The sequence below is a fragment of the Thioalkalivibrio sp. ALJ4 genome (assembly GCF_000377225.1).
Lineage (GTDB): Bacteria > Pseudomonadota > Gammaproteobacteria > Ectothiorhodospirales > Ectothiorhodospiraceae > Thioalkalivibrio.
On sequence record NZ_KB897917.1, the window covers coordinates 194,676 to 217,056 of the forward strand.

The 22,381-nt window shown below is 66.4% G+C and carries 21 protein-coding genes and 1 riboswitch; of the genes, 7 read left to right on the top strand and 14 right to left on the bottom strand.

The features are described from left to right. Positions 1 to 85: 85 nt before the first annotated feature. The 8 genes from C936_RS0100955 to rpmE all read right to left on the bottom strand — a co-directional run bounded on the left by C936_RS0100955 (position 86) and on the right by rpmE (position 6,431). A complete protein-coding gene (locus tag C936_RS0100955; RefSeq protein ID WP_038038511.1) occupies positions 86 to 628 on the bottom strand; it encodes a pseudouridine synthase in 543 nt (180 codons plus the stop codon). Then, positions 628 to 1,293, bottom strand: a complete 666-nt coding sequence (locus tag C936_RS0100960) for a DUF1007 family protein (protein WP_018174928.1) — start codon at positions 1,291 to 1,293, stop codon at positions 628 to 630. The genes C936_RS0100955 and C936_RS0100960 overlap by 1 nt, the downstream gene beginning before the upstream one ends. Then, on the bottom strand, positions 1,290 to 2,237 hold the full coding sequence (locus C936_RS0100965; RefSeq protein ID WP_018174929.1) for a 5'-3' exonuclease H3TH domain-containing protein: 948 nt from the start codon (positions 2,235 to 2,237) through the stop codon (positions 1,290 to 1,292). The genes C936_RS0100960 and C936_RS0100965 overlap by 4 nt, the downstream gene beginning before the upstream one ends. Beyond that, positions 2,221 to 3,144, bottom strand: a complete 924-nt coding sequence (gene mdh / locus C936_RS0100970; protein ID WP_018138114.1) for a malate dehydrogenase — start codon at positions 3,142 to 3,144, stop codon at positions 2,221 to 2,223. Before mdh ends, C936_RS0100965 begins: the two co-directional genes overlap by 17 nt. Before the next feature lie 57 nt (positions 3,145 to 3,201). After that, positions 3,202 to 4,422, bottom strand: a complete 1,221-nt coding sequence (locus tag C936_RS0100975; RefSeq protein WP_018174930.1) for a malic enzyme-like NAD(P)-binding protein — start codon at positions 4,420 to 4,422, stop codon at positions 3,202 to 3,204. Positions 4,423 to 4,497: 75 nt separating this feature from the next. After that, positions 4,498 to 5,355: a M48 family metallopeptidase gene (locus tag C936_RS0100980; RefSeq protein ID WP_018138116.1), complete on the bottom strand. Its 858-nt coding sequence runs from the start codon at positions 5,353 to 5,355 to the stop codon at positions 4,498 to 4,500. Next, on the bottom strand, positions 5,352 to 6,128 hold the full coding sequence (locus C936_RS0100985) for a thermonuclease family protein (RefSeq protein WP_018174931.1): 777 nt from the start codon (positions 6,126 to 6,128) through the stop codon (positions 5,352 to 5,354). Before C936_RS0100985 ends, C936_RS0100980 begins: the two co-directional genes overlap by 4 nt. A gap of 99 nt (positions 6,129 to 6,227) precedes the next feature. Next, positions 6,228 to 6,431, bottom strand: a complete 204-nt coding sequence (gene rpmE, locus C936_RS0100990) for a 50S ribosomal protein L31 (protein WP_018174932.1) — start codon at positions 6,429 to 6,431, stop codon at positions 6,228 to 6,230. 337 nt (positions 6,432 to 6,768) lie between these two features. Here rpmE and rimO point away from each other — a divergent pair, with 337 nt between their 5' ends. From rimO to bioD, 3 genes are read left to right on the top strand one after another with little or no spacing between them, the layout of a single operon-like run. After that, the gene (rimO, locus tag C936_RS0100995; protein WP_018862936.1) at positions 6,769 to 8,130 is read left to right on the top strand and encodes a 30S ribosomal protein S12 methylthiotransferase RimO; all 1,362 of its coding nucleotides are present in this window, start codon (positions 6,769 to 6,771) and stop codon (positions 8,128 to 8,130) included. 27 nt (positions 8,131 to 8,157) lie between these two features. Then, the gene (locus C936_RS0101000) at positions 8,158 to 9,054 is read left to right on the top strand and encodes a phosphoribosylaminoimidazolesuccinocarboxamide synthase (RefSeq protein WP_018138120.1); all 897 of its coding nucleotides are present in this window, start codon (positions 8,158 to 8,160) and stop codon (positions 9,052 to 9,054) included. Further along, positions 9,051 to 9,770: a dethiobiotin synthase gene (gene bioD, locus C936_RS0101005; RefSeq protein ID WP_018174934.1), complete on the top strand. Its 720-nt coding sequence runs from the start codon at positions 9,051 to 9,053 to the stop codon at positions 9,768 to 9,770. Before C936_RS0101000 ends, bioD begins: the two co-directional genes overlap by 4 nt. Here bioD and C936_RS0101010 read toward each other — a convergent pair. The 6 genes from C936_RS0101010 to tkt all read right to left on the bottom strand — a co-directional run bounded on the left by C936_RS0101010 (position 9,698) and on the right by tkt (position 17,561). Next, complete coding sequence (locus C936_RS0101010; protein WP_018174935.1) at positions 9,698 to 10,501, bottom strand: lipid-binding SYLF domain-containing protein; 804 nt, start codon at positions 10,499 to 10,501, stop codon at positions 9,698 to 9,700. The genes bioD and C936_RS0101010 overlap by 73 nt on opposite strands. A gap of 91 nt (positions 10,502 to 10,592) precedes the next feature. Further along, entirely contained in the window at positions 10,593 to 11,657 is a 1,065-nt protein-coding gene (fba, locus tag C936_RS0101015; protein ID WP_018138123.1) for a class II fructose-bisphosphate aldolase, read from the bottom strand. Between the two features lie 69 nt (positions 11,658 to 11,726). Continuing rightward, positions 11,727 to 13,157 carry a pyruvate kinase gene (gene pyk, locus C936_RS0101020; protein ID WP_018138124.1) on the bottom strand — a complete coding sequence of 477 codons (1,431 nt, stop codon included), beginning with the start codon at positions 13,155 to 13,157 and terminating at the stop codon, positions 11,727 to 11,729. Between the two features lie 37 nt (positions 13,158 to 13,194). After that, positions 13,195 to 14,373 carry a phosphoglycerate kinase gene (locus tag C936_RS0101025; protein ID WP_018174936.1) on the bottom strand — a complete coding sequence of 393 codons (1,179 nt, stop codon included), beginning with the start codon at positions 14,371 to 14,373 and terminating at the stop codon, positions 13,195 to 13,197. Between the two features lie 138 nt (positions 14,374 to 14,511). Then, positions 14,512 to 15,510: a type I glyceraldehyde-3-phosphate dehydrogenase gene (gap, locus tag C936_RS0101030; protein WP_018138126.1), complete on the bottom strand. Its 999-nt coding sequence runs from the start codon at positions 15,508 to 15,510 to the stop codon at positions 14,512 to 14,514. Between the two features lie 50 nt (positions 15,511 to 15,560). Then, positions 15,561 to 17,561, bottom strand: a complete 2,001-nt coding sequence (gene tkt / locus C936_RS0101035) for a transketolase (RefSeq protein WP_018174937.1) — start codon at positions 17,559 to 17,561, stop codon at positions 15,561 to 15,563. Between the two features lie 359 nt (positions 17,562 to 17,920). Between tkt and metK the strand changes: the two genes are divergently transcribed. The 4 genes from metK to C936_RS0101055 all read left to right on the top strand — a co-directional run bounded on the left by metK (position 17,921) and on the right by C936_RS0101055 (position 22,366). Then, positions 17,921 to 19,093 (top strand): methionine adenosyltransferase, encoded by a 1,173-nt coding sequence (gene metK, locus C936_RS0101040; protein WP_018138128.1) that lies wholly within the window; start codon positions 17,921 to 17,923, stop codon positions 19,091 to 19,093. A gap of 33 nt (positions 19,094 to 19,126) precedes the next feature. After that, a riboswitch (S-adenosyl-L-homocysteine riboswitch) is annotated at positions 19,127 to 19,210 on the top strand. 19 nt (positions 19,211 to 19,229) lie between these two features. Beyond that, on the top strand, positions 19,230 to 20,642 hold the full coding sequence (gene ahcY / locus C936_RS0101045) for an adenosylhomocysteinase (protein ID WP_018138129.1): 1,413 nt from the start codon (positions 19,230 to 19,232) through the stop codon (positions 20,640 to 20,642). A gap of 95 nt (positions 20,643 to 20,737) precedes the next feature. After that, positions 20,738 to 21,592: a methylenetetrahydrofolate reductase [NAD(P)H] gene (gene metF, locus C936_RS0101050; protein ID WP_018174938.1), complete on the top strand. Its 855-nt coding sequence runs from the start codon at positions 20,738 to 20,740 to the stop codon at positions 21,590 to 21,592. Between the two features lie 6 nt (positions 21,593 to 21,598). Further along, on the top strand, positions 21,599 to 22,366 hold the full coding sequence (locus tag C936_RS0101055; protein WP_018138131.1) for a 16S rRNA (uracil(1498)-N(3))-methyltransferase: 768 nt from the start codon (positions 21,599 to 21,601) through the stop codon (positions 22,364 to 22,366). Positions 22,367 to 22,381: the final 15 nt, after the last annotated feature.

Consider the following 22,381-nt stretch of genomic DNA (forward strand, 5'->3'; position numbering starts at 1 on the left):
CAATGGTCTTGTGGTGATTTCGCACCGGCCGGGCCGCATTCCGCGACAATCCCGCGATGCCCCGGCGCGGCGCTTGTGACCGGTTTCACTCGCGTTCGATCACCGAAAACGCCCCGCGTTCCAGGCCATCCAGGGTCCAGGAGGCCACCCGGTAGCGCACCAGTCGCAGGGTCGGATGCCCCACCGCGGCAGTCATGCGCCGCACCTGGCGGTTGCGGCCCTCGTGCAGCGTCAGCGCGAGCCAGGTCGTCGGGACGGACTTGCGAAAGCGTACGGGCGGGTCGCGCTCCGGCAGATCGGGCGGCGCCATGCGCTCGACCTTCGCCGGCTGCGTGCGCCCATCCTTCAGGTCCACCCCGGTGCGCAGGGCCTCCAGGGCGGCGTCATCGGGCTCTCCCTCCACCTGTACCCAGTAGGTCTTGCTGGTCTTGTGGCGCGGCTGGGTCAGCCGCGCATTCAGGCGCCCGTCGTCGGTCAGCACCATCAGCCCCTCGCTGTCGCGGTCCAGGCGCCCGGCCGGGTAGACCCCGGGGATGTCGATGTAATCCGCCAGCGTGGGGCGCCCTTCCGGGTCGGTGAACTGCGGCAGCACGCCCCAGGGCTTGTGGAACAAAACGATTCGGTGCATCAACCGCAGCGCACGGTTACACGCTCGGCAAAATGGCGCCCCAGGTCATAGTCCACCGTGGCCCCGTAATCGAGCATCATGGCCTTGGCGACGAGTTGGGGATCCGGGCGGGGGCGCTCCAGTTCTGCACTGCAACCCGCGGCCGCGAGCCCGTCGGCCTCGACGATGCGCGTACCGGCCGGCTCCTCGTGCAGGAGCTCGATGAAATAGGTCGGGTCGTAGACCTTGTACGCCAGGGTCTCGGAACCCACATCGACTGGCTCGTCCAGCGCCAGGCGGAAACGGAAGAACAGGAGCCCGTCTTCCATGCGCATGGACGGATCGGGCTCGGCAGCGACGTCCACCGCGCGCCCGCCGGCCTCGACATGGCTGTACCACTCGTATTCCTCGAGGTTGCCGAGGATCTCGCGGGCGAGCGCCTGCAGCTTCTCCTCTTCGGTCGCGCCCTCCTGATGCGCCAGGGCATCCTCGTAGAGGTACTGCCCGTAGGTCGGGTCGAAGCGCCAGCGATGCAGCATATGGGTGATGCGCCCCTCGCCATCGCGCTCCAGCGTGATCTCCAGATCAATCCAGGCATGCGGATGCGCCTGTACCGGCGCACTGACCAGCAGCAACCACACCAGGCCCGCGGCAAGGATGGCGTAGAGAAGGGAACGTGGGCTCATGCAATCTCCGGGGTCGTGGACCGCCAGGCACCGGCGGCCGCCAGCAGGCGACCATGATAATCGCGCGCGACCCCGAGTTCCGCGAGCCAGCGCGCGGCATCGGGTTTCGGCCCGGTGGGTTGCAGGGCGTCGAGCCCCGGCAGGTCGGGGATGCGGTCCGCCAGCCCGGTCAGGCGGCGCGACAGGCGCAGCCGGTCCGACTGCTCGGCAATGCGCGCGGCCACGACATCAGCGCGGCGGATATTGCAACGTGCGACGGCCTGCGGTTCGGCCAGCACTGTGTCCAGATCGCCCAGGCGGCGCAGGATCCGCGCCGCGGTCTTGGGACCAACACCCTCGATACCCGGGACGTTGTCACTGGCATCGCCCGCCAGGGCGAGCATGTCCGCAACCTGTTCCGGACGGATGCGAAAGCGCTTCTCGATCGCACGACGATCCAGCGCGGTCCCGCGCTCCGGATCATGCATCCGGTCCTGGTCACCGAGGATGACCTGGGTCAGGTCCTTGTCCGCGCTCTTGACCTCGATGCGACAGCCCGCGGCCCGGCCGACACGCGCCAGGCTGGCGATCAGGTCGTCGGCCTCGTACTCGGGATGGGCCAGGGTCCGGAAGCCGAGTTGACCAAGCAGCTCCCGGATACGCGCGAACTGCTCGCGCAGCTCCGGTGGCGCCGGCGGGCGGTGGGCCTTGTAGGTGGGGTCGAGCCGGTGGCGAAAGCCCCGGCGCAGGCTCTCGTCGAAACAAAAGGCGATCGGACCCGCGGCGCAGGCGGGCAGCCACTGGCAGAGCGAATGAACCAGCCCGTGCACGGCCCCTCCCGGCCTCCCGAGCGGATCCAGGTCCAGGCCGCGCGCGAACCAGGCACGAAAGACAAAGATGCTGGAGTCGACCAGCGTCAGGGTCGGGCACGGCAGCCCCGGGCGCGACTCAGTGCAGGCGCTCAAGGTCCTTGCGCACCCCGGCGATGGACTGGTCGAAGGCCGCGCGTTCATCCGCGTCCAGTTCCAGCTCGATCACCCGTTCCATGCCGCCCTGGCCAAGGATGCAGGGCACGCCCATGGCCACATCGCGTTCCCCGTACTCACCCTCCAGCAGGGCCACGGTCGGCAGCACGCGCCGGCGATCCACGGCGATCGCCTCGACCATCTCGGCGATGGCCGCTGCGGGCGCGCCATAGGCGCTGGAGGTCTGTTTCAGGGCAAGGATCTCGGCACCCCCGTGGCGGGTACGCTCGACGATGTTGTCGAGCGTCGCCTGGTCCATGAAGTGGTGCAGCGGCACGCCGTTGACACTGGAATAGCGCAACAGCGGCACCATCGCATCGCCATGACCACCCAGGACCAGGGCCTGGATGTCGTGGGTGGACAGCCCCGTCTCCAGGGCGATGAAGGCCTCCATGCGCGAGGTATCCAGCACCCCGGCCTGCCCGAAGATCCGGTCGCGACTCCAGCCGGTCTTCTGCCAGGCGCGGTAGGTCAGCACGTCCACCGGGTTGGACACGACCAGGATGCGGCTCTGCGGCGCATGGACGAGGATGTCCTGCAGGATCTGGTCGAGGATCTCGACGTTCTTGTCCAGGACATCGGAGCGCGACATGCCCGGCTTGCGCGGCAGCCCGGCCGTGACGATCACCAGTTCCGCGCCAGCGATCACCGAGGGTTCGTGACTACCGACCAGGCGCGTATCGAAGCGCAGCAGGGGCGCGGTCTCCTGGATGTCCAGCGCCGCACCGGCCGCCGCACCCTCGCGCACGTCCAGCAACGCGATCTCGCGGGCGACATCGCGCCGAGCCAGGAACTGGGCGGTGGATTCGCCGACGCGTCCGGCTCCGATAATGGCGATTTTCTGCATGCTTCACTCGTATGACGGAGGTGGAGTTTGGAGAAGCGCTGATCAATCAGCGTCTCCTTAGCGGCGGGCAACCCCGCTGTCGCGCGCGGCCTGTGCGACCGCCTGCGGCACAGTATCGATCAGGCGCGGATCGAACGGGGTCGGCAGAATGTAGTGCGGACCAAACTCGAGCGCCTCCAGGCCATAGGCGTCCAGCACGGCCTGCGGGATCGGCTCGCGAGCCAGTTCGGCCAGCGCATGCACGGCCGCGACCAGCATCTCGTCATTGATCCGGCGCGCGCGCACATCCAGCGCACCGCGGAAGATGAACGGGAAGCCCAGCACGTTGTTGACCTGGTTGGGGTAGTCCGAACGGCCTGTCGCCATGATCAGGTCGTCGCGCGTCTCGAGCGCCAGTTCCGGCCGGATCTCCGGATCCGGGTTGGACAGCGCGAAGATCACCGGCTTTGGTGCCATGGACTTCAGCATCTCGGGCGTCAGCAGATCGGGGCCCGACAGCCCGATGAAGACATCCGCCCCCTCGCAGGCGTCCTCCAGCGTGCGCGCCTCGGTATCGACCGCGAAGATCTGCTTGTACTCGTTCAGGTCGTTGCGCTGGCTGTGGATCACGCCCTTGCGGTCCACCATGAACAGGTTCTTCTTGCTCGCCCCCAGGCGCAGCAGCAGTTGCATGGAGGCGATGCCGGCCGCGCCGGCGCCAACGCAGACGATCTTCGCGTCACTGAGCTTCTTGCCCTGGATCTCCAGGGCATTGACCAGACCGGCCGCGGTGATGACCGCCGTGCCATGCTGGTCATCGTGGAAGACGGGGATATCCAGACGCTCGGACAGGCGGCGCTCGATCTCGAAGCAGTGCGGCGCGGCGATGTCCTCGAGGTTGATCCCGCCGAAGCCGCCGGCAATGCGGGCCACGGTGTTGATGAAGTCCTCCGGCTGCGGCGCATCCACCTCGATGTCGTAGACGTCGATGTTGGCGAAGGCCTTGAACAGGACGCCCTTGCCCTCCATCACCGGCTTGGCCGCCAGCGCGCCGACATTGCCCAGTCCCAGCACGGCCGTGCCATCGGTGATCACCGCGACCAGGTTGCCCTTGCCGGTATAGCGGTAGGCCAGCTCCGGATCGGAGGCAATCGCGCGCACCGGCGCGGCCACGCCGGGCGAATAGGCCAGGGAGAGGTCATCCTGGGTCGCCGTGGGCTTGGTGATGTGGATGGCCAGTTTCCCGGCCGGCTGCTGTTCGTGGTAGTCCAGCGCGCGCTGGGTGAAATCCTTGGACATGGCGTTGCGGGGCCTTTCAAGCAGTGGCTGTCAAAGTGCAGCGGGGTTCCGGGGCCGGTCCGGCCCCGCGACCGGTCAGTTGACCGGGTGGGTCGGCACCGAGGAGCGCCGGGCCTGCTCGTACAGCGGCCGGAACTCGTCGGCCATGCGGGTCAGGTCGCGCTGGCGCGACTCGGGCGCCGGGTGCGTGCTCAGGAACACCGGATGACTTCCGTTGGCCTGTTCCGCCATCTTGCGCCACAGGCTCGCGGCCGCGTCCGGATCATAACCGGCCCGCGCGGCCAGTTCGATCCCGATGCGGTCGGCCTCCGCCTCCATCCGGCGGCTGTGCGGCAGCTGCACCGCGAGCGCGGCCCCCAGGGCGGCGCCGGTCAGTGCGACGGGCGAGCGGTCGCCGGTCATCGCATAGCCCGCTACCGCGAGATTGCTGGCCAGGGCCACCGACATCTTCTCGGCCGTGTGCGCGGACAGCGCATGGGCGATCTCGTGGCCGATGATCTGCGCCAGCTCGTCGTCGGTCAGTTCCAGTTGCTCAATGATGCCGGAGTAGATCGCCATCTTGCCACCGGCCATGGCGAAGGCGTTGACCGTGTCCGGTGCCTCGATCACGCGAATCTCCCAATCCCAGTCGGCGGTCTCGGGGCGGTACTTGACCGCCTGCGCCACCACACGCTCGGTGATCTGCTGCACGCGCGCGGTCATCTGGGGGTCGGCGTCCACCCTCCCCTCCTCGCGCGCCGGGGCCAGCATCTCCACATAGGCCGTGCGCGAGGCGTCGATCGCCTGGTTCTCGGAGACGAGCATCAGCTGCGAGCGCCCGGTGACCGGGTTGGTAGTACAGCCCGGCAGCGCAACAGCCAGGCCCGCGCCGATCAGCAGCGTCAGGGCCAGCGCCGCCCAGCGACGGGGAAACAGGCGGGACAGGGCGTTCATGGATCAAGCACCTCGAGATCAAAGGGGTGGCGGATCCGCATCCGCCCTCGCTCCCTCCAAGGATACACCGCGCCGCGCGCAACAACGGTGTTACCCAGCAGTGAGCGTGGTTCCAGATCCTCGAAAAAATCGCGGTCATCCCCGGAGATCAGCAGGTCCAGCGGGCCGTCCAGTACGAGCACCCAGTGCGGGTCGCGCACCCGCACGTCGATTACCTCGCCCTGGACCCGCAGCCGCCCCTGCGAGCGCTCGCGCGGCGGCTCCAGCCAGCCGACCGGGAAGGCCTCGAGCCGCTCCAGCCAGAGCCCTCGTGACGCTTCCCGTGCCACGGTCTCGGCCCCGTAGTAACACTCATCCAGGGGCCCCGGTTCCGGGCCGGGGCGCGGCATCGCCAGGCCATCACCAATCAGACTGGCCGCCAGCAGCGGCCCATCGTCGATCCAGGCATGCATGCGCAAGCGGCCATGGGCGTCGCGGGCCGGACGTCCCGGCAACAGCACCAGGCGCTGATCGACGCCGCGCAGGCGTTCCTCCAGGGATTCGCGCAAGTCCAGCCCGAAGCCCACCGGTAACAGCTGTGGCGCGACCGACGGGAGTGCGGCCGCCGATGCCAGACCCAGCAGACGGATATGTCGCCCGTCTTCCAGCTCCAGGGCATCCGGCGCCCAGACACGCTCGACCGTTACGCGCTGCAGATCGCGTGGGTCGTGGTCCTCCAGCGCACACTGCGCCGCGGCCCCCGGGGCGAGCAGCCACGCCGACAGCGCGACCAAACAAACGAGGGCGCCCCGCGGGACGCCCTCGTTACATGGCGCGAGCATCCACTGGACACTCCGCCAGAAACCGCCTCGCGCCATCGGGCGCGAACGCATTTAGAATGCGAAGCGGCGGTTGAACTTGTCGACCTGACCGGCGGTGTCAACGATCTTCTGCTTGCCGGTGTAGAACGGGTGGCACTGCGAGCACACGTCCAAATGCATCTCGTCTTTCGAGAGAGTGGAGCGGGTCTCGAACTGCGAGCCGCAGCTGCAGATGACCTTGACGTTGTGGTAGTTCGGATGAATGTCGGCTTTCATGGTCGGCTCACGCGTGTTCTGGCGAAAAGTGCGATAGCATAGCCGCCTTTCCGGGGCTGTTGCAAGGTCCTTCGTGAAGGCCGGCAAGCGGGCCCTGTGTACGCAAGCCCCTGAAGATAGCGTCCCTTCGAGGCATTTGGGGCGGCCTGTGGATAACCTTGTGGACGGATTGTCAACGCCGGCCGCCAACGGGGCCAAAAGGGGCGGCGCAACCCGTCCCCGAACGACACCCTGTCCACGCAACCCGTTAAATCAAAAGAACAATCGGGGAGTACACCGGCTGACGCACCACGATCGGGGCGCGCCCGGAGCAGCTCCCAGAAGGCGATAACGTACTGTGAATAAAAGCAACACCCCGTCTCCCGACAACGCGCAGCGCGTGGGCTTTGTCAGCCTCGGTTGCCCGAAGGCCCTGGTCGACTCCGAACAGATCCTGACGCGCCTGCGCGCCGAAGGCTACGAGATCGCCGCCGACTACGACGGCGCGGACCTCGTCGTGGTCAATACCTGCGGCTTCATCGACGATGCGGTGGCCGAATCCCTGGACGCGATCGGCGAGGCCCTGGATGCCAATGGCCGGGTAATCGTCACGGGCTGCCTGGGCAAGGATGCCGAGCGCATCCACGAGACCCACCCGGGCGTGCTCGCGGTCACCGGCCCGCATGCCTACGAGGAAGTGGTGGGCGTGGTGCACGAACACCTGCCGCCGCCGGCGGCCCCGTTCGAGTCACTGGTGCCGCCGCAGGGCATCCGCCTGACCCCGCGCCACTACGCCTACCTGAAGATCTCCGAGGGCTGCAATCACCGCTGCAGCTTCTGCATCATCCCCAGCCTGCGCGGCGACCTGGTCAGCCGCCCGATCGGCGAGGTGCTGGCCGAGGCGGAGCGCCTGGCCGCGGCCGGCGTGCGCGAGATCCTGGTGATCTCGCAGGACACCTCGGCCTATGGCGTGGACGTGAAGTACCGCACTGGCTTCCATGGCGGGCGCCCGATCCGTTCCGACATCGCCCACCTGGCCGAGGCACTGGGCCAGCTCGGCATCTGGGTGCGTCTGCACTATGTCTACCCCTACCCGCACGTGGATCGGCTGATCCCGCTGATGGGCTCGGGCGAGGACGGTGGGATCCTGCCGTATCTGGACATGCCGCTGCAGCACGGCCACCCCCGGGTACTCAAGGCGATGCGCCGCCCGGCCGCCGCCGAGCGCGTACTGGAACGCATCGCGAGCTGGCGCGAGCAGGTCCCCGACCTGACCCTGCGCTCGACCTTTATCGTGGGCTTTCCGGGCGAAACCGAGGCCGAGTTCGAGGCCCTGCTGGAGTTCCTGCACGAGGCGCAGCTGGACCGCGTCGGGGCCTTTGCCTACTCGCCCGTGGAGGGCGCAGCAGCCAATGACCTGCCGGACCCGGTGCCGGAGGCCGTGCGCGAGGAGCGACTGGCGCGCTTCATGGACGTGCAGGCCCGGATCAGCGCCGAGCGGTTGCGCCGCCGGATCGGCAGCCAGCCGGTAGTGCTGGTCGACGAGGTGCACACGGACGGGACCGTGATTGCCCGCTCTGCCGCGGAGGCCCCGGAGATCGACGGCGTGATCCGCGTCGCCGGGGTCGACCCGGAATCGGTGGATATCGGGGACTTCATCGAGGTCGCGATCACCGACACCGACGAGCACGACCTGATCGCCGAACTGCCAGACGACTGACCACAAGCCGACCGAACGGAAGCACTGATGAGCGACGCCCTGCTGGAAAGCCACATCCCCGATCTCGAACTGGTCCATCGCGGCAAGGTGCGCGACCTGTACGCGGTCGACGCCGACCACTTGCTGATGGTCACCACCGACCGCCTGTCGGCCTTTGACGTGATCCTGCCCACCCCGATCCCGGGCAAGGGGCGGATGCTGACCGCAATTACCGAGTTCTGGATGCACAAGGTCGAACGCGAGCTGGGCATCCCCAACCAGCTGACCGACATCGCGCTGGAACAGGTGGTCCCCGACCCGGCGATCCGGGCGCCACTGGAGGGTCGCAGTCTGGTGATTCGCCGGCTCGAGGCGCTGCCGGTGGAGGCCGTGGTGCGCGGCTACCTGATCGGGTCCGGCTGGAAAGACTACCAGGCCAGCGGCGCGGTCTGCGGCATCCCGCTGCCGGCCAGCCTGGAACTGGCCTCGAAGCTGCCGGAGGCCATCTTCACCCCCAGCACCAAGGCAGCGGTCGGCGATCACGACGCGAACATCGACTTCGCCACCGTGGTAGGCACGATCGGCGAGGAACGGGCGCAACAGGTGCGCGACGCCGCACTGGCGATCTACGCGATGGCGCGCGACTACGCGGCCGAGCGTGGGATCATCATCGCCGATACCAAATTCGAGTTCGGGGTGGACGCGAACGGGGCCCTGCACCTGATCGACGAAGTCCTCACGCCGGACTCCTCGCGCTTCTGGCCGGCGGACCAGTATGCGCCAGGCCGCAGCCCCGAGTCGTTCGACAAACAGTACGTGCGCGACTATCTCGAGACCCTGGACTGGGACAAGACCGCTCCCGGACCCGAGCTGCCGCCCGAGGTCGCGGAGCAAACGGCTGCGCGCTACCGCGAGGCCCTGGAACGCCTGACCCGCGACGCATGATCGAAGTGCCGCCACAGGGCTTGTTCGTCACGGGCAGCGACACCGGCGTCGGCAAGACCTTCGTTGGCTGCGCCCTGCTGGCAGCGTGGCGCGCCGAGGGCCTGGCCCCGCAGCCACGCAAGCCGGTGGAATCTGGCTGCCCCGAGCGCGACGGCACGCTGTTCCCCGAGGATGGCGCCGCCCTGACCGCGGCGGCCGGCCTTCCCGCAACGGCCGTGGCGCAGGTGACGCCGTGGCGGTTTCCCGATGCGCTGGCACCCGATCAGGCCGCTGCGCGCCAGGGTGTGCAGCTGACGGTCGCGGAACTGGTTCAGGCCTGCGAGGTGCCGGGTAGTGGCCCCCGACTGGTGGAGGGTGCGGGCGGGTTCTATTCGCCGCTGTGCGGCGACGGCCTGAACGCCGACCTCGCACAGGCCCTGGGCCTCCCGGTCCTCCTGGTCGCCGAGGACCGGCTAGGGGTGTTGAACACCTGCCTGCTGACGCTGGAGGCCCTGGAACGTCGTGGCCTGCAACTGGCCGGGATCGTGCTCAACCGTCGCCACGCCGATACCGATCCCCTGCTGGACAATGCCGGGGCGCTGGCCCGGTACACGGCCGCACCCATCCTGTCGCTGCCGGAGGGGATAGCCCCGGAGGAGGCGACTCAGAAGCTCTCCACCTGGAAGTCGTCCTGGCGGATGCCGCCTTCGCCCGGGGTGACCTCGTCCAGGGTTTGATCCGGGCGCATGTCGCTGCTCCCGGTCGTCGGCTCGGCGGCCTCTTCGGGCTGGCGGAAGGAGGCCAGCAGGTCGCGCAGCTCGCGCGTCCCGGCGTGATCCACGCGTCGGCTCTCGATGATGTGCACCGGTCGCTGCGCCTCGCCGTAGTACGCCTCGTTGAAGTCGTCACGCACGGTCAGGCGCGAGCCGGACAGGCTCATCCCCAGATAGGCCCCACGCGAGCGGGAATAGGTCAGGAAGTCGGCCGTCGGGGTGGAGCCACGCCCGGCCCCGACCGGACCGGCGGCAACGGAGGCATCGGCGCCGAGACGGATCGCCGAACCGAACATCGAGTCCACCGCATCCTGGGTGCGCGCGACCATCACCACCTCGGCGGCATCACCCCCGAACTGCATACCAAAACTGATCGACCCGGCCGAATAGAAGGCAACCGGCGAGTAGTCGCCCTTGTCCTCGTCCCAGGCGAGGAACACACCCATGCCCCCGGAGCCCCCGATCAGGAACGCGCCGCGTCCAATACGCGGGAAGATGACGACACCTCGGGCGGTGCGCAGATCTTCCTGGAGGTGTTCGTATTCGGGGTGCGTGGCCATACGCTCCAGCGTGACCTTCGCCCGGTCGACAATGTCCTGCGGGTCAACCTCGCGGCTGAACGGGTTGGCGTGGGCAGTGGCGGACAGCGCAGCCACCACCAGCGCGGTCAGGCAAAGATGGATCAGTCGCTGCATTGGGTAAACGCTCCGGATTGCTCGGAATTGGCGACATGATCGCATAAAAAAAGGGGGCCGAAGCCCCCTTTTCCGTGCTGCGATCCGCAGATCAGTTGACCTTGGGATCCAGCTCGCCGGACAGGTAGCGCTTGACCATGTCGTCCAGGGAGATCGGCTTGATCTTGGACGCCATGCCGGCGCAACCGAAGGCCTCGTAACGGGCCTGGCAGATGTCCTTCATGGCCGCGGTGGAGGCCTTCAGGAATTTGCGCGGGTCGAATTCCTTCGGATTCTCGGCCAGGAACTTGCGCACCGCACCGGTGGAGGCCATACGCAGGTCGGTGTCGATGTTGACCTTGCGCACGCCGTGCTTGATGCCTTCCTGGATCTCTTCAACCGGCACGCCATAGGTCTCGCCCATGTCGCCGCCGTACTTGTTGATGATTTCCAGCCACTCCTGCGGAACGGAGGAGGAGCCGTGCATGACCAGATGGGTATCCGGGATGCGGTTGTGGATCTCCTTGATGCGCTGGATGGCCAGGATGTCACCGGTCGGCGGACGGGTGAACTTGTAGGCGCCGTGGGAGGTACCAATGGCGATCGCCAGGGCGTCGCACTTGGTGTTCTTCACGAAGTCGGCAGCCTCGTCCGGGTCGGTCAGCAGCTGGTCGTGGGACAGCTTGCCTTCGGCACCGGAGCCGTCTTCCTCGCCGGCCATGCCGGTTTCCAGGGAACCCAGGCAGCCCAGCTCGCCTTCCACGGACACACCACAGGCGTGGGCGATCTCGGAGACCTTGGCGGTCACGTCACGGTTGTAGTCGTAGCTGGCCGGGGTCTTCATGTCGGGCATCAAGGAGCCGTCCATCATCACCGAGCTGAAGCCGGACTGGATGGAGCGCAGGCAGACCGCCGGCTCGGAGCCGTGGTCCTGGTGCAGCACGACCGGGATGTCCGGATACTGCTCGATGGCGGCAATGATGTTGTGACGCAGGAAGGGCTCGCCGGCGTACTTGCGGGCACCGGCGGAGGCCTGAATGATCACCGGGGAGTCGACCGCGGCGGCCGCTTCCATGATCGAGTGGACCTGTTCCATGTTGTTGGCGTTGTACGCCGGCATGCCATAGCCGTGCTCGGCGGCATGGTCCAGCAGTTGACGAAGGGAGATCAGTGCCATGGGTTCCTCCTTAACGGGATCGGACTGACGTAGTAAAAACTCTTGGGTCTTCCAGGGGGCCGCGTCGGCTCACAACTCGTCGCCAACGCGCACGATCTTCATGGCATTGGTACCGCCATGTTCGCCCTGCAAATCACCCTTGGTAATGATAACCAGCCCGCCATCCTGCACGACGCCCTCGGCCCGGAGCAAGTTGACCGCCTCACGGTTCAGGCTCTCGTGGCTTTCGGGGATCGGCTCCAGGATCCGGGGGTATACCCCGCGATAGAGCGTCATACGGCGGCTGGTGGACTCGTGCTGGGTGAGCGCGTAGATCGGAATACCGGAGCTGATACGCGACATCCACAGGGCCGTGGAACCGGATTCGGTCAGTGCGGCAATGGCCGCCACGTCCAGGTGGTTCGCCGTGTACATCGTGGCCATCGCGATGGCCTCGTCGACGCGGCCAAAGGTCGAATCCATGCGGTGGTCCGACTGGCGCGCGGCGCGTTGGCGCTCGGCGGCCTCGCAGATCCGGTCCATGCTCTCGACCACGCGCGCCGGATAGCGCCCCGTCGCGGTCTCGCCGGAGAGCATCACGGCGTCCGTGCCGTCGAGCACCGCGTTGGCCACATCGAAGACCTCGGCACGCGTCGGGATCGGGTTCTGGATCATGGTCTCCATCATCTGAGTCGCCGTGATGACCAGACGATTGAGCGTACGCGCCCGCGAGATCAGGGTCTTCTGCACGCCGGGGAGCTCGGCGTCACCAATCTCCACGCCGAGGTCCCCGCGCGCGATCATGATCACCTCGGAGGCCGCGATGATCTCGTCGATCACCTCCAGGGCCTCGGAGCGCTCGATCTTCGCGCAGATCCCGGCCTCCCAGCCGGCGTCATTCAACAGGCTGCGCGCCAGGTGCAAGTCCTGCGCGGAACGCGGGAAGGAGACGGCCAGGTAGTCCACCTGAAGCTCGGCCGCCAGACGGATATCCTCGCGGTCCTTTTCGGTGATCGCGGGGGCGGACAAGCCACCGCCCTGGCGGTTGATGCCCTTGTTGTTGGACAACTCGCCCCCGACCACGACGGTCGTCTCGATGCGCGCCCCGTTGACGGCGGTCACCTTGAGCACGATACGCCCGTCATCCAGCAACAGGATGTCGTCGGGGCGCACGTCCTGCGGCAGTTCCTTGTAGGTCAGCCCGACCTGGGTCCCATCCCCGGCGTCGCGATCCAGGTCCCCGTCCAGCGCGAAGGACGCGCCTTCCTGGAGTTGGACCCGACCTTCGCGAAAGCGGTCGATGCGGATCTTGGGGCCCTGCAGATCGCCAAGGACGCCGACGCAGCGACCCGCGCGATCCGCCGCGGCGCGCAGGCGGGCGAGCCGGGTACGATGGTCATCCGGGTCGCCATGCGAGAAGTTCAATCGAACGACATCCACGCCGGCCAGGATGATGGCCTCCATGGCCTCGTCGGTATCCGTGGCCGGCCCGAGGGTGGCCACGATCTTGGTACGTCTCATCCGCGTCGTTCTCCGTCAGCGGAGAGCGCGCCGGGCATCAGCCGCGGGCGCGCTCTTCCAGGATGGCGACGGCCGGCAGGGTCTTGCCTTCGAGAAACTCGAGGAAGGCGCCACCACCGGTGGAGATGTAGCTGATGCGATCGGCCAGGTTGTACTTGTCGATCGCGGCCAGGGTGTCGCCCCCGCCGGCGATGGAGAACGCATTGCTCTCGGCGATGGCCTCGCCCAGGGCCTTGGTACCGGCGGCGAACTGGTCGAACTCGAACACGCCGACCGGGCCATTCCAGACGATGGTGCCAGCGTTGCGCAGGGCCTCGGCGTAGGTCGCCGCGGTATCGGGGCCGACGTCGAAGATCATGTCGTCATCGGCTACGGCATCGACAGACTTGGTCTCGGCCGGGGTGGACTCAGAGAATTCCTTGCCCACGGTCACGTCGGTCGGCACCGGGATCTCGCCGCCCTTGGCGCGAGCCGCCTCCATCAGGCGCTTGGACTCATCGACCAGATCGGCCTCGTACAACGACTTGCCGACACCGTGGCCCTGGGCCGCGATGAAGGTATTGGCGATGCCGCCACCGACGATCAGCTGATCCACCACGCTGGACAGCGATTCCAGCACGGTGAGCTTGGTCGAGACCTTGGAGCCGCCCACGATGGCCACCAGCGGGCGCTTCGGGGTCTCGAGGGCCTTGCCCAGGGCCTCGAGTTCCTTGGCCAGCAGCGGACCGGCGCAGGCCTGCGGGGCAAACTTCGCCACACCATGGGTCGAGGCCTGGGCGCGGTGAGCGGTACCAAAGGCATCCATCACGAACACGTCGCACAGGGCCGCGTACTTTTTGGCGAGCGCCTCGTCGTCTTTCTTCTCGCCCGCATTGAAGCGGACGTTTTCGAGCAGGATGACCTCACCCGGCTGGGCGTCCACACCGTCGAGGTAATCCCGCACCAAGCGCACTTCGCGGCCCAGCAGACCGGCCATGTGCTCGGCGACCGGGGCCAGGGAATCCTCCTCGGAGAACTCGCCCTCGGTCGGGCGGCCCAGGTGCGACATCAGCATCACCGCGGCGCCGGCGTCCAGCGCCTTCTGCACGGTCTCCAGGCTCGCACGGATACGCGCGTCGGAGGTGACCTTGCCGCCTTTCACCGGCACGTTCAGGTCCTGGCGCACCAGCACGCGGCGGCCATTCAGGTCGAGATCGGTCATCTTGATGACAGACATGGGAGTACCTCTCGGAAATACGTTGAACAGATAAAGGCTTCGGGCCAGCCCCGTTCGGGACTCGCCCCAGGCCTCTGGATCCCGGCCAACCCGGGACAAGGAAAACGGCCGGGCCCGCGAGGACCCGGCCGTCAGGCCTTACTTGGCGACGTGCTCCACCATGCGCAGCATGTTGCAGGTGTAGCCGTACTCGTTGTCGTACCAGGCGACGACCTTCACGAAGGTCGGGTCCAGCTGGATGCCGGCGCCGGCGTCAAACACGGACGGGGCGGTGTAGCCACGGAAGTCCGTGGAGACCACCAGCTCGTCGGTGTAACCCAGCACGCCCTTCAGCTCGCCCTCAGAGGCCTTCTTCATGGCCGCGCAGACGTCGTCGTACTTGGCGTCGCCGTTCAGTTCCACGGTCAGGTCGACTACGGAGACGTCGGAGGTCGGCACACGGAAGGCCATACCGGTCAGCTTGCCGTTCAGTTCCGGCAGCACCTTGCCCACGGCCTTGGCCGCACCGGTGGACGACGGGATGATGTTCTCCAGGATGCCGCGGCCGCCGCGCCAGTCCTTCATGGACGGGCCGTCAACGGTCTTCTGGGTCGCGGTGGCGGCGTGCACGGTGGTCATCAGGCCACGCTTGATGCCCCAGGTGTCGTTCAGCACCTTGGCCACCGGGGCCAGGGCGTTGGTGGTGCAGGAGGCGGCGGAGACCATGTTCTGGCCCGCGTAGTCACCGTGGTTCACGCCGTAGACGAACATCGGGGTGTCGTCCTTGGACGGCGCGGACATCACGACCTTCTTGGCGCCGGCGTCCAGGTGCTTCTGGGCGGTCTCGGCGGTCAGGAACAGGCCGGTGGACTCGATCACGATGTCGGCGTTGATGTCGCCCCACTTCAGCGCGGACGGGTCCTTCTCGGCGGTCAGGCGGATGCGGTTGCCGTTCACCACCAGGTGGTCGCCGTCGACGCTGATGTCGCCTTCGAAGCGGCCGTGCACGGAGTCGTAGCGCAGCATGTAGGCCAGGTACTCCGGATCCAGCAGGTCGTTGATACCGACCACCTGGAGGTTCGGGAAGTCCTTGGCGATGGCGCGGAAGGCCATGCGGCCGATACGACCGAAGCCGTTAATACCAACCTTGATCGACATAGGATGTCTCCTCTCTTTCTTGCTTATGCGAAATCGATGCGGACGTAAGCTTAGCCGTTCAGCACGTCACGGGCGATCTGGGCGACGTTCTCCGGCTTGAAGCCAAAGTAGTCGAACAGGGCGCCACCCGGGGCCGACTCGCCGAAGCGATCCATGCCGAACACGACGCCGTCCAGTCCGGTGAACTTGTACCAGCCCGCGGTGGCGCCGGCCTCGACGGCCACGCGCTTGCGCACAGCGGCCGGCAGCACGGCCTCGCGGTAGGCGGGGTCCTGCTGCTCGAACAGTTCGACGCAGGGCATGGAGACGACGCGTGCCTTCTTGCCCTCGCCGGCGAGCTCCTCGGCCGCCTTCACTGCCAGCTCGACCTCGGAGCCGGTCGCGATGAAGATCAGGTCCGGGGTGCCGTCGCAGTCTTTCAGCACATAGCCGCCTCGGGCGATATTGGCGAGCTGCTCGCCATCACGCTCCATGTGCGGCAGGCCCTGACGCGACAGGATGAACGCGGACGGGCCATCGGTGCGTTCGATGCCGGCCTTCCAGGCGACGGCGGTCTCGACCGCGTCGCAGGGGCGCCAGACGTTCAGGTTGGGGATCAGGCGCAGGCTCGGGGTCTGCTCGATCGGCTGGTGGGTCGGGCCGTCTTCGCCCAGACCGATAGAGTCATGGGTCAGGACATACATCACGCGCTGCTTCATCAGCGCGGACATGCGGATACCGTTACGGGCATAGTCGGAGAAGATCAGGAAGGTACCGCCGTACGGGATAAAGCCGCCGTGCAGGGCGATGCCGTTCATGATCGCGGCCATGCCGAACTCGCGCACGCCGTAGTAGACGTAGTTGCCCGCGGCATCGTCCTTGCTGACGCCCTTGGAGCCGGAATACATGGTCAGGTTGGAGCCGGCCAGGTCGGCGGAGCCGCCCAGCAGCTCCGGGACGGCCGGGGCCATGCCGGCGATCGCGTTCTGCGAGGCCTTGCGCGAGGCGACCTTCTCGGCCTTCTCGACAGTTTCCTTGATGTAGGCGTTGGCCTTTTCGCTCCAGTCGGACGGCAGGTCACCGGCCATACGGCGTTCGAACTCGGCGGCCAGTTCCGGATGCGCCTGCTTGTACGCGGCAAAGCGCTCCTTCCACTCGGCCTCGGCCTTGGCACCCTTGTCCTTCGCGCTCCAGCCTTCGTAGATGTCGTTCGGGATCTCGAACGGGGCGTGGTTCCAGCCCAGTTCCTTGCGGGTCAGCGCGATTTCGTCGTCACCCAGGGCGGCGCCGTGGCACTCTTCCTTGCCGGACTTGTTCGGCGAACCAAAGCCGATCACGGTGCGGCAGCAGATCAGGCTCGGTTTGCCGGTTTCCTTGCGCGCCTCTTCGATCGCGGCCTTGACCGCATCGGAGTCGTGACCATCGACGCCACGCACGACGTGCCAGCCATAGGCCTCGAAGCGGCCCGGGGTGTCGTCGGTGAACCAGCCTTCCACTTCGCCGTCGATGGAGATGCCGTTGTCATCCCAGAAGGCGACCAGCTTGCCCAGGCCCAGGGTGCCAGCCAGCGCGCAGGTCTCGTGGGAGATCCCTTCCATCATGCAGCCGTCGCCGAGGAAGGCGTAGGTGTTGTGGTCGACGATGTCGTGCCCGGGCTGGTTGAAGTGCGCAGCCATCATCTTCTCGGCCAGCGCCATGCCCACCGCGTTGGAGATCCCCTGGCCCAGCGGACCGGTGGTGGTCTCCACACCCGCGGTGTAGCCGTACTCCGGGTGGCCCGGGGTCTTGGAGTGCAGCTGACGGAACTGCTTGAGCTCGTCCATCGGCAGGTCGTAGCCGGTCAGGTGCAGCAGCGAGTAGACCAGCATGGAGCCGTGGCCGTTGGACATCACGAAGCGGTCGCGGTCGGGCCAGTGCGGGTTGCCCGGGTTGTGCTGCATGTAGTCGTTCCACAGCACTTCGGCGATGTCCGCCATCCCCATCGGCGCGCCCGGGTGGCCGGAATTGGCCTTCTGGACGGCATCCATCGACAGGGCGCGAATGGCATTGGCAAGCTCTCTACGGGTCGGCATGCTGAACTCCTGCTCTTTCGAAATAGTGTTTGGGTTCGGCTGGCGGCGATCAGCGGCGCGGGGCACCAGCGGCGGCCAGACCCGGACAGGTCGGCCGATCGAGGGCACACAGATCCTGCCGGCGCTCAAAGACACGGAATGGCCCGAGCAGCCCCAGCAAAGGCGATGCATTTTGGCCACTTTCCGCGATCGGGGCAAGTCGGCGCCAGGGCGCACCAGAACGCGGTCTCAACGGGATTCGTGCGGCCCGGGGCCCCACAAACACCGGGAGGGGGGCTTAGAAAATCTCGTCGAGTTGCGTTACAGTACTGGTCGTTTTGCGCAAAACTAAATCGAAACGACCCACAAAGGAACGCCTAATGTCCAACGATTACATCTTCACCTCGGAATCGGTTTCCGCGGGCCATCCCGACAAGATGGCCGACCTGGTCTCCGACACCATCGTCGACGCCATCATCGAGCAGGATCCGCATGCGCGTATCGCCTGCGAGACCGCCACCAAGACCGGCATGGTCATGCTGCTGGGCGAGATCACCACCGGCGCGCAGATCGATTACGAGCGCCTGGTGCGCGAGACCGTCTGCGAGATCGGCTACAACGATTCCGACGTCGGCTTCGACGGCAAGACCTGCGCCGTGCTGAACGTGCTGGGTGAACAGTCCCAGGACATCGCCATGGGCGTGGACCGCGACGTCTCCGACCGCGCCACCCAGGGTGCCGGTGACCAGGGCCTGATGTTCGGCTACGCCGCGCGCGAAACCGATACGCTGATGCCCGCCCCGATCTTCTACGCCCACAAGATGGTGCGTATCCAGTCCGAACTGATGAAGAGCGGCAAGCTGCCGTGGCTGCGCCCGGACGCCAAGTCCCAGGTCTCGCTGCGCTACGAAGACGGCAAGCCGGCCGGCCTGGACGCGGTGGTCCTGTCCACCCAGCACAGCCCGGACATCTCGCAGAAGGATCTGCAGGAAGCGATCTACGAAGAGATCTTCAAGAAGGTGCTGCCGAACGAATGGCTGAGCCAGGTCTCCGACGACAAGATCCACATCAACCCGACCGGCAAGTTCGAGATCGGTGGCCCGGTGGGTGACGCCGGTCTGACCGGCCGCAAGATCATTGTTGACACCTACGGCGGCATGGCCCGTCACGGTGGTGGCGCGTTCTCCGGCAAGGACCCGTCCAAGGTGGACCGTTCCGCTGCCTACGCCGGCCGCTACGTGGCCAAGAACATCGTCGCCGCCGGCCTGGCCGACAAGTGCGAGATCCAGGTCTCCTACGCCATCGGCGTGGCCGAGCCGACCTCGATCACCGTCGACACCTTCGGCACCGGCAAGGTCGACGATCGCAAGATCGAAGGCTTCGTGCGCGAAGTGTTTGATCTGCGCCCGTGGGGCCTGATCCAGATGATGGATCTGCTGCGCCCGATCTACAAGGCGACCGCCGCCTATGGTCACTTCGGCCGCGAAGACGTCGACCTCCCCTGGGAGCGTACCGACAAGGCCGAGGAACTTAAGAAGATGGCGGGCCTCTAAAAGCACCCGACATTTTGTAAGCGAAATACCCATCCGGCTGAGGAGCGCTGCAGCGGTTTAACCGTCAGGCTCAGCCGGATGCCCCCCCCTGAAACGTGAACACGGCGCTCATCCAGATAACCGGAGAAGTTGATCCATGAATGCTGTGATGAACGACAAGAAAACCACCGATTACGTCGTCAAGGACATCAACCTTGCCGAGTTCGGCCGCAAGGAAATTGCGATCGCCGAGACCGAAATGCCCGGTCTGATCCAGACCCGCGAAGAATTCGCGGCCTCCAAGCCGCTGAAGGGCGCCAAGATTGCAGGCTCCCTGCACATGACGATCCAGACCGCGGTTCTGATCCAGACCCTGGAAGCCCTGGGTGCGGACGTACGCTGGGCCTCCTGCAACATCTACTCCACCCAGGACCACGCCGCGGCCGCGATCGCCGACAACGGCACCCCGGTCTTCGCCGTGAAGGGCGAGACCCTGGAAGAGTACTGGGACTACTGCCACCGCATCTTCGAATTCGACGGCGGCGCCAACATGATCCTGGACGACGGCGGTGACGCCACGCTGCTCCTGCACATCGGCGCCAAGGCCGAGAAGGACCAGTCCGTCATCTCCAACCCGGAGAACGAAGAAGAAGTCGCCCTGTTTGCCTCGATCAAGGATCGTCTGGCCAAGCAGCCGACCTGGTACTCCGAGCAGCTCGCCAAGATCAAGGGCGTGACCGAAGAGACCACCACCGGTGTCCATCGCCTGTACCAGATGGCGAAGGACGGCGAGCTGGCCTTCCCGGCGATCAACGTCAACGACTCGGTCACCAAGTCCAAGTTCGACAACCTGTACGGCTGCCGCGAGTCCACCGTGGACTCCATCAAGCGCGCCACCGACGTGATGATCGCGGGCAAGATCGCCGTGGTCTGTGGCTACGGTGACGTCGGCAAGGGTGCGGCTCAGTCGCTGGCCGGCCTGGGTGCCACCGTGTGGGTCACCGAGATCGACCCGATCTGCGCCCTGCAGGCCGCCATGGAAGGTTTCCGCGTGGTCACGATGGAAGACGCGGCCGACAAGGCCGAGATCTTCGTTACCGCCACCGGTAACAAGGACGTGATCACCGAAGATCACATGACCCGCATGAAGAACCAGGCCATCGTCTGCAACATCGGCCACTTCGACTCCGAGATCGCCGTGGCCGCGATGCGCAAGTACGAGTGGGAGAACATCAAGCCGCAGGTTGACCACATCATCCTGCCGAACGGCAACCGGATCATCATGCTGGCCGAAGGTCGCCTGGTGAACCTGGGCTGCGGCACCGGTCATCCGAGCTTCGTGATGTCCAACTCCTTCACCAACCAGACCCTGGCCCAGATCGAGCTGTGGACGAAGGGTGACCAGTACGACAAGAACGTCTTCGTGCTGCCGAAGCACCTGGACGAGAAGGTCGCACAGCTGCACCTGTTCAAGCTGGGCGCCAACCTGACCCGTCTTACCGACGATCAGGCGGCGTACCTGGGTATGTCGGTGGATGGCCCGTTCAAGCCGGAACACTACCGCTACTGATCGGCCAGCCTCACATTTCAATTCGTTGCTAATGTGAACGCCGAGGCGGGCCGCATGTTCGTGCGGTCCGCCTTCTTTTTGTCTGGAGGACAAACATGTCTACCCAAAAACGCGTCTTCAGCGTTGAGTTTTTCCCGCCCAAGGACGAGGCCGGGGCCGAACGACTGGCCAAGGCCCGCAAGCGTCTGGGCGCACTGAATCCCGAGTTCTATTCCGTCACCTTCGGCGCCGGCGGCTCGACCCGCGACCGCACCCTGGAGACGGTCCGGGACATCATCGACAACGACGGCATCCCGGCCGCCCCTCACGTCTCCTGCATCTCCTCGACCAAGGGCGAGCTGCACGAGCTGCTGTCGACCTACCGCGACATCGGCGTTAACCGCATTGTCGCACTGCGCGGCGACCTGCCGTCCGGCACCAAGAACTCCGGCGGCGACTTCCGCTATGCCTCCGAGCTCGTGGAGTTCGTGCGCGCCGAGTTCGGCGACCAGTTCAAGATCGAGGTCGCGGCCTATCCGGAGTTCCATCCTCAGGCCCCGAACGCCGAGAAAGACCTGGAGAACTTCAAGACCAAGGTCGACGCCGGCGCGGACGCCGCGATCACCCAGTATTTCTACAACGTGGACGCCTACGAGGCCTTCATGGAACGGGTGGAGAAGATGGGCATCACCATCCCGATCATTGTCGGGATCATGCCGATCACCAACTACACCCAGATCGTGCGCTTCTCCGAGATGTGCGGCGCCGAGATCCCCCGTTACATCCGCAAGCGGATGGAGGCCTACGGTGACGACAAGGAGTCGATCCGCAAGTTTGGCATCGAGGTCGCCACGCGCCTGACCGACGACGTCCTCGAAAAGGGCGCCCCGGGGATCCACTTCTACTCCATGAACCAGGCCGGTCCGACCGAGACCATCTGGAAGAACCTGGACCTGGACAACCGTCGGTAACACCCGATGCGCTGCCCCCGGCTGCTGATCAACGACACGGATCTGGCCGCGGGGCAGTCTATTCCCGCGTCGCAGGACCGGCTGCACTACGCCACCAATGTCCTGCGTCTCAAGAACCATGCTGCCTGCCGGGTGTTCGACGGTCAGGGCAACGAATTCCACGCCCGTCTGGATATCACCGGACGGCGCACCGGCACCTTCCACCTGGGCGAGCGCGCCGCCGCCGCCACCACACCCGCACGCCCCATTGAGCTGCTCCAGGGCATTGCCCGGGGAGACCATATGGATCTGGCGGTCCAGAAGGCGGTGGAGCTGGGTGTCAGCATGATCCGGCCCGTGCTCTGCGAACGCAGCCGTTCGGCCGCAGCCCATCGGGGACTGGACAAGCGCCATGCCCACTGGGCCGGGATCATCCAGGCCGCCGCCGAACAATGCGGCCGTAACGAGCTACCGCTTCTGGCACCACCAGCCACACTGGACGACGCGCTGGGCGCCAGCTCACCCGGCCTCGACCTGGTCGCGGACGAACAGGGCCCGCCCCTGTCCGGGGCACTCGACGCGTTCGGGAAGGGGGGCACGTCCGGACGGGTACGGATACTGATCGGACCCGAGGGGGGGCTAACTGACGAGGAACGCCTCCAGACGCGCAAGGCGGGGTTTCAATCCGTCTCCATGGGCCCCCGCACCCTGCGCACGGAGACGGCCGCGATCAGCCTTTTGACCCTGGTGCAATGGAAGCTCGGGGATCTCGACGGTGGGGCGGCCCTCACCTGACGTTCGAGGCCGTCG

Excerpts from the sequence above, each read along its gene's own strand:
- C936_RS0100955 (WP_038038511.1), bottom strand. The coding sequence starts at position 628 with ATGCACCGAATCGTTTTGTTCCACAAGCCCTGGGGCGTGCTGCCGCAG.
- C936_RS0100960 (WP_018174928.1), bottom strand. The coding sequence starts at position 1,293 with ATGAGCCCACGTTCCCTTCTCTACGCCATCCTTGCCGCGGGCCTGGTG.
- mdh (WP_018138114.1), bottom strand. The coding sequence starts at position 3,144 with ATGCAGAAAATCGCCATTATCGGAGCCGGACGCGTCGGCGAATCCACC.
- C936_RS0100975 (WP_018174930.1), bottom strand. The coding sequence starts at position 4,422 with ATGTCCAAGGATTTCACCCAGCGCGCGCTGGACTACCACGAACAGCAG.
- C936_RS0100980 (WP_018138116.1), bottom strand. The coding sequence starts at position 5,355 with ATGAACGCCCTGTCCCGCCTGTTTCCCCGTCGCTGGGCGGCGCTGGCC.
- rpmE (WP_018174932.1), bottom strand. The coding sequence starts at position 6,431 with ATGAAAGCCGACATTCATCCGAACTACCACAACGTCAAGGTCATCTGC.
- C936_RS0101000 (WP_018138120.1), top strand. The coding sequence starts at position 8,158 with ATGAGCGACGCCCTGCTGGAAAGCCACATCCCCGATCTCGAACTGGTC.
- bioD (WP_018174934.1), top strand. The coding sequence starts at position 9,051 with ATGATCGAAGTGCCGCCACAGGGCTTGTTCGTCACGGGCAGCGACACC.
- C936_RS0101010 (WP_018174935.1), bottom strand. The coding sequence starts at position 10,501 with ATGCAGCGACTGATCCATCTTTGCCTGACCGCGCTGGTGGTGGCTGCG.
- fba (WP_018138123.1), bottom strand. The coding sequence starts at position 11,657 with ATGGCACTGATCTCCCTTCGTCAACTGCTGGACCATGCCGCCGAGCAC.
- pyk (WP_018138124.1), bottom strand. The coding sequence starts at position 13,157 with ATGAGACGTACCAAGATCGTGGCCACCCTCGGGCCGGCCACGGATACC.
- C936_RS0101025 (WP_018174936.1), bottom strand. The coding sequence starts at position 14,373 with ATGTCTGTCATCAAGATGACCGATCTCGACCTGAATGGCCGCCGCGTG.
- gap (WP_018138126.1), bottom strand. The coding sequence starts at position 15,510 with ATGTCGATCAAGGTTGGTATTAACGGCTTCGGTCGTATCGGCCGCATG.
- tkt (WP_018174937.1), bottom strand. The coding sequence starts at position 17,561 with ATGCCGACCCGTAGAGAGCTTGCCAATGCCATTCGCGCCCTGTCGATG.
- metK (WP_018138128.1), top strand. The coding sequence starts at position 17,921 with ATGTCCAACGATTACATCTTCACCTCGGAATCGGTTTCCGCGGGCCAT.
- ahcY (WP_018138129.1), top strand. The coding sequence starts at position 19,230 with ATGAATGCTGTGATGAACGACAAGAAAACCACCGATTACGTCGTCAAG.
- metF (WP_018174938.1), top strand. The coding sequence starts at position 20,738 with ATGTCTACCCAAAAACGCGTCTTCAGCGTTGAGTTTTTCCCGCCCAAG.
- C936_RS0101055 (WP_018138131.1), top strand. The coding sequence starts at position 21,599 with ATGCGCTGCCCCCGGCTGCTGATCAACGACACGGATCTGGCCGCGGGG.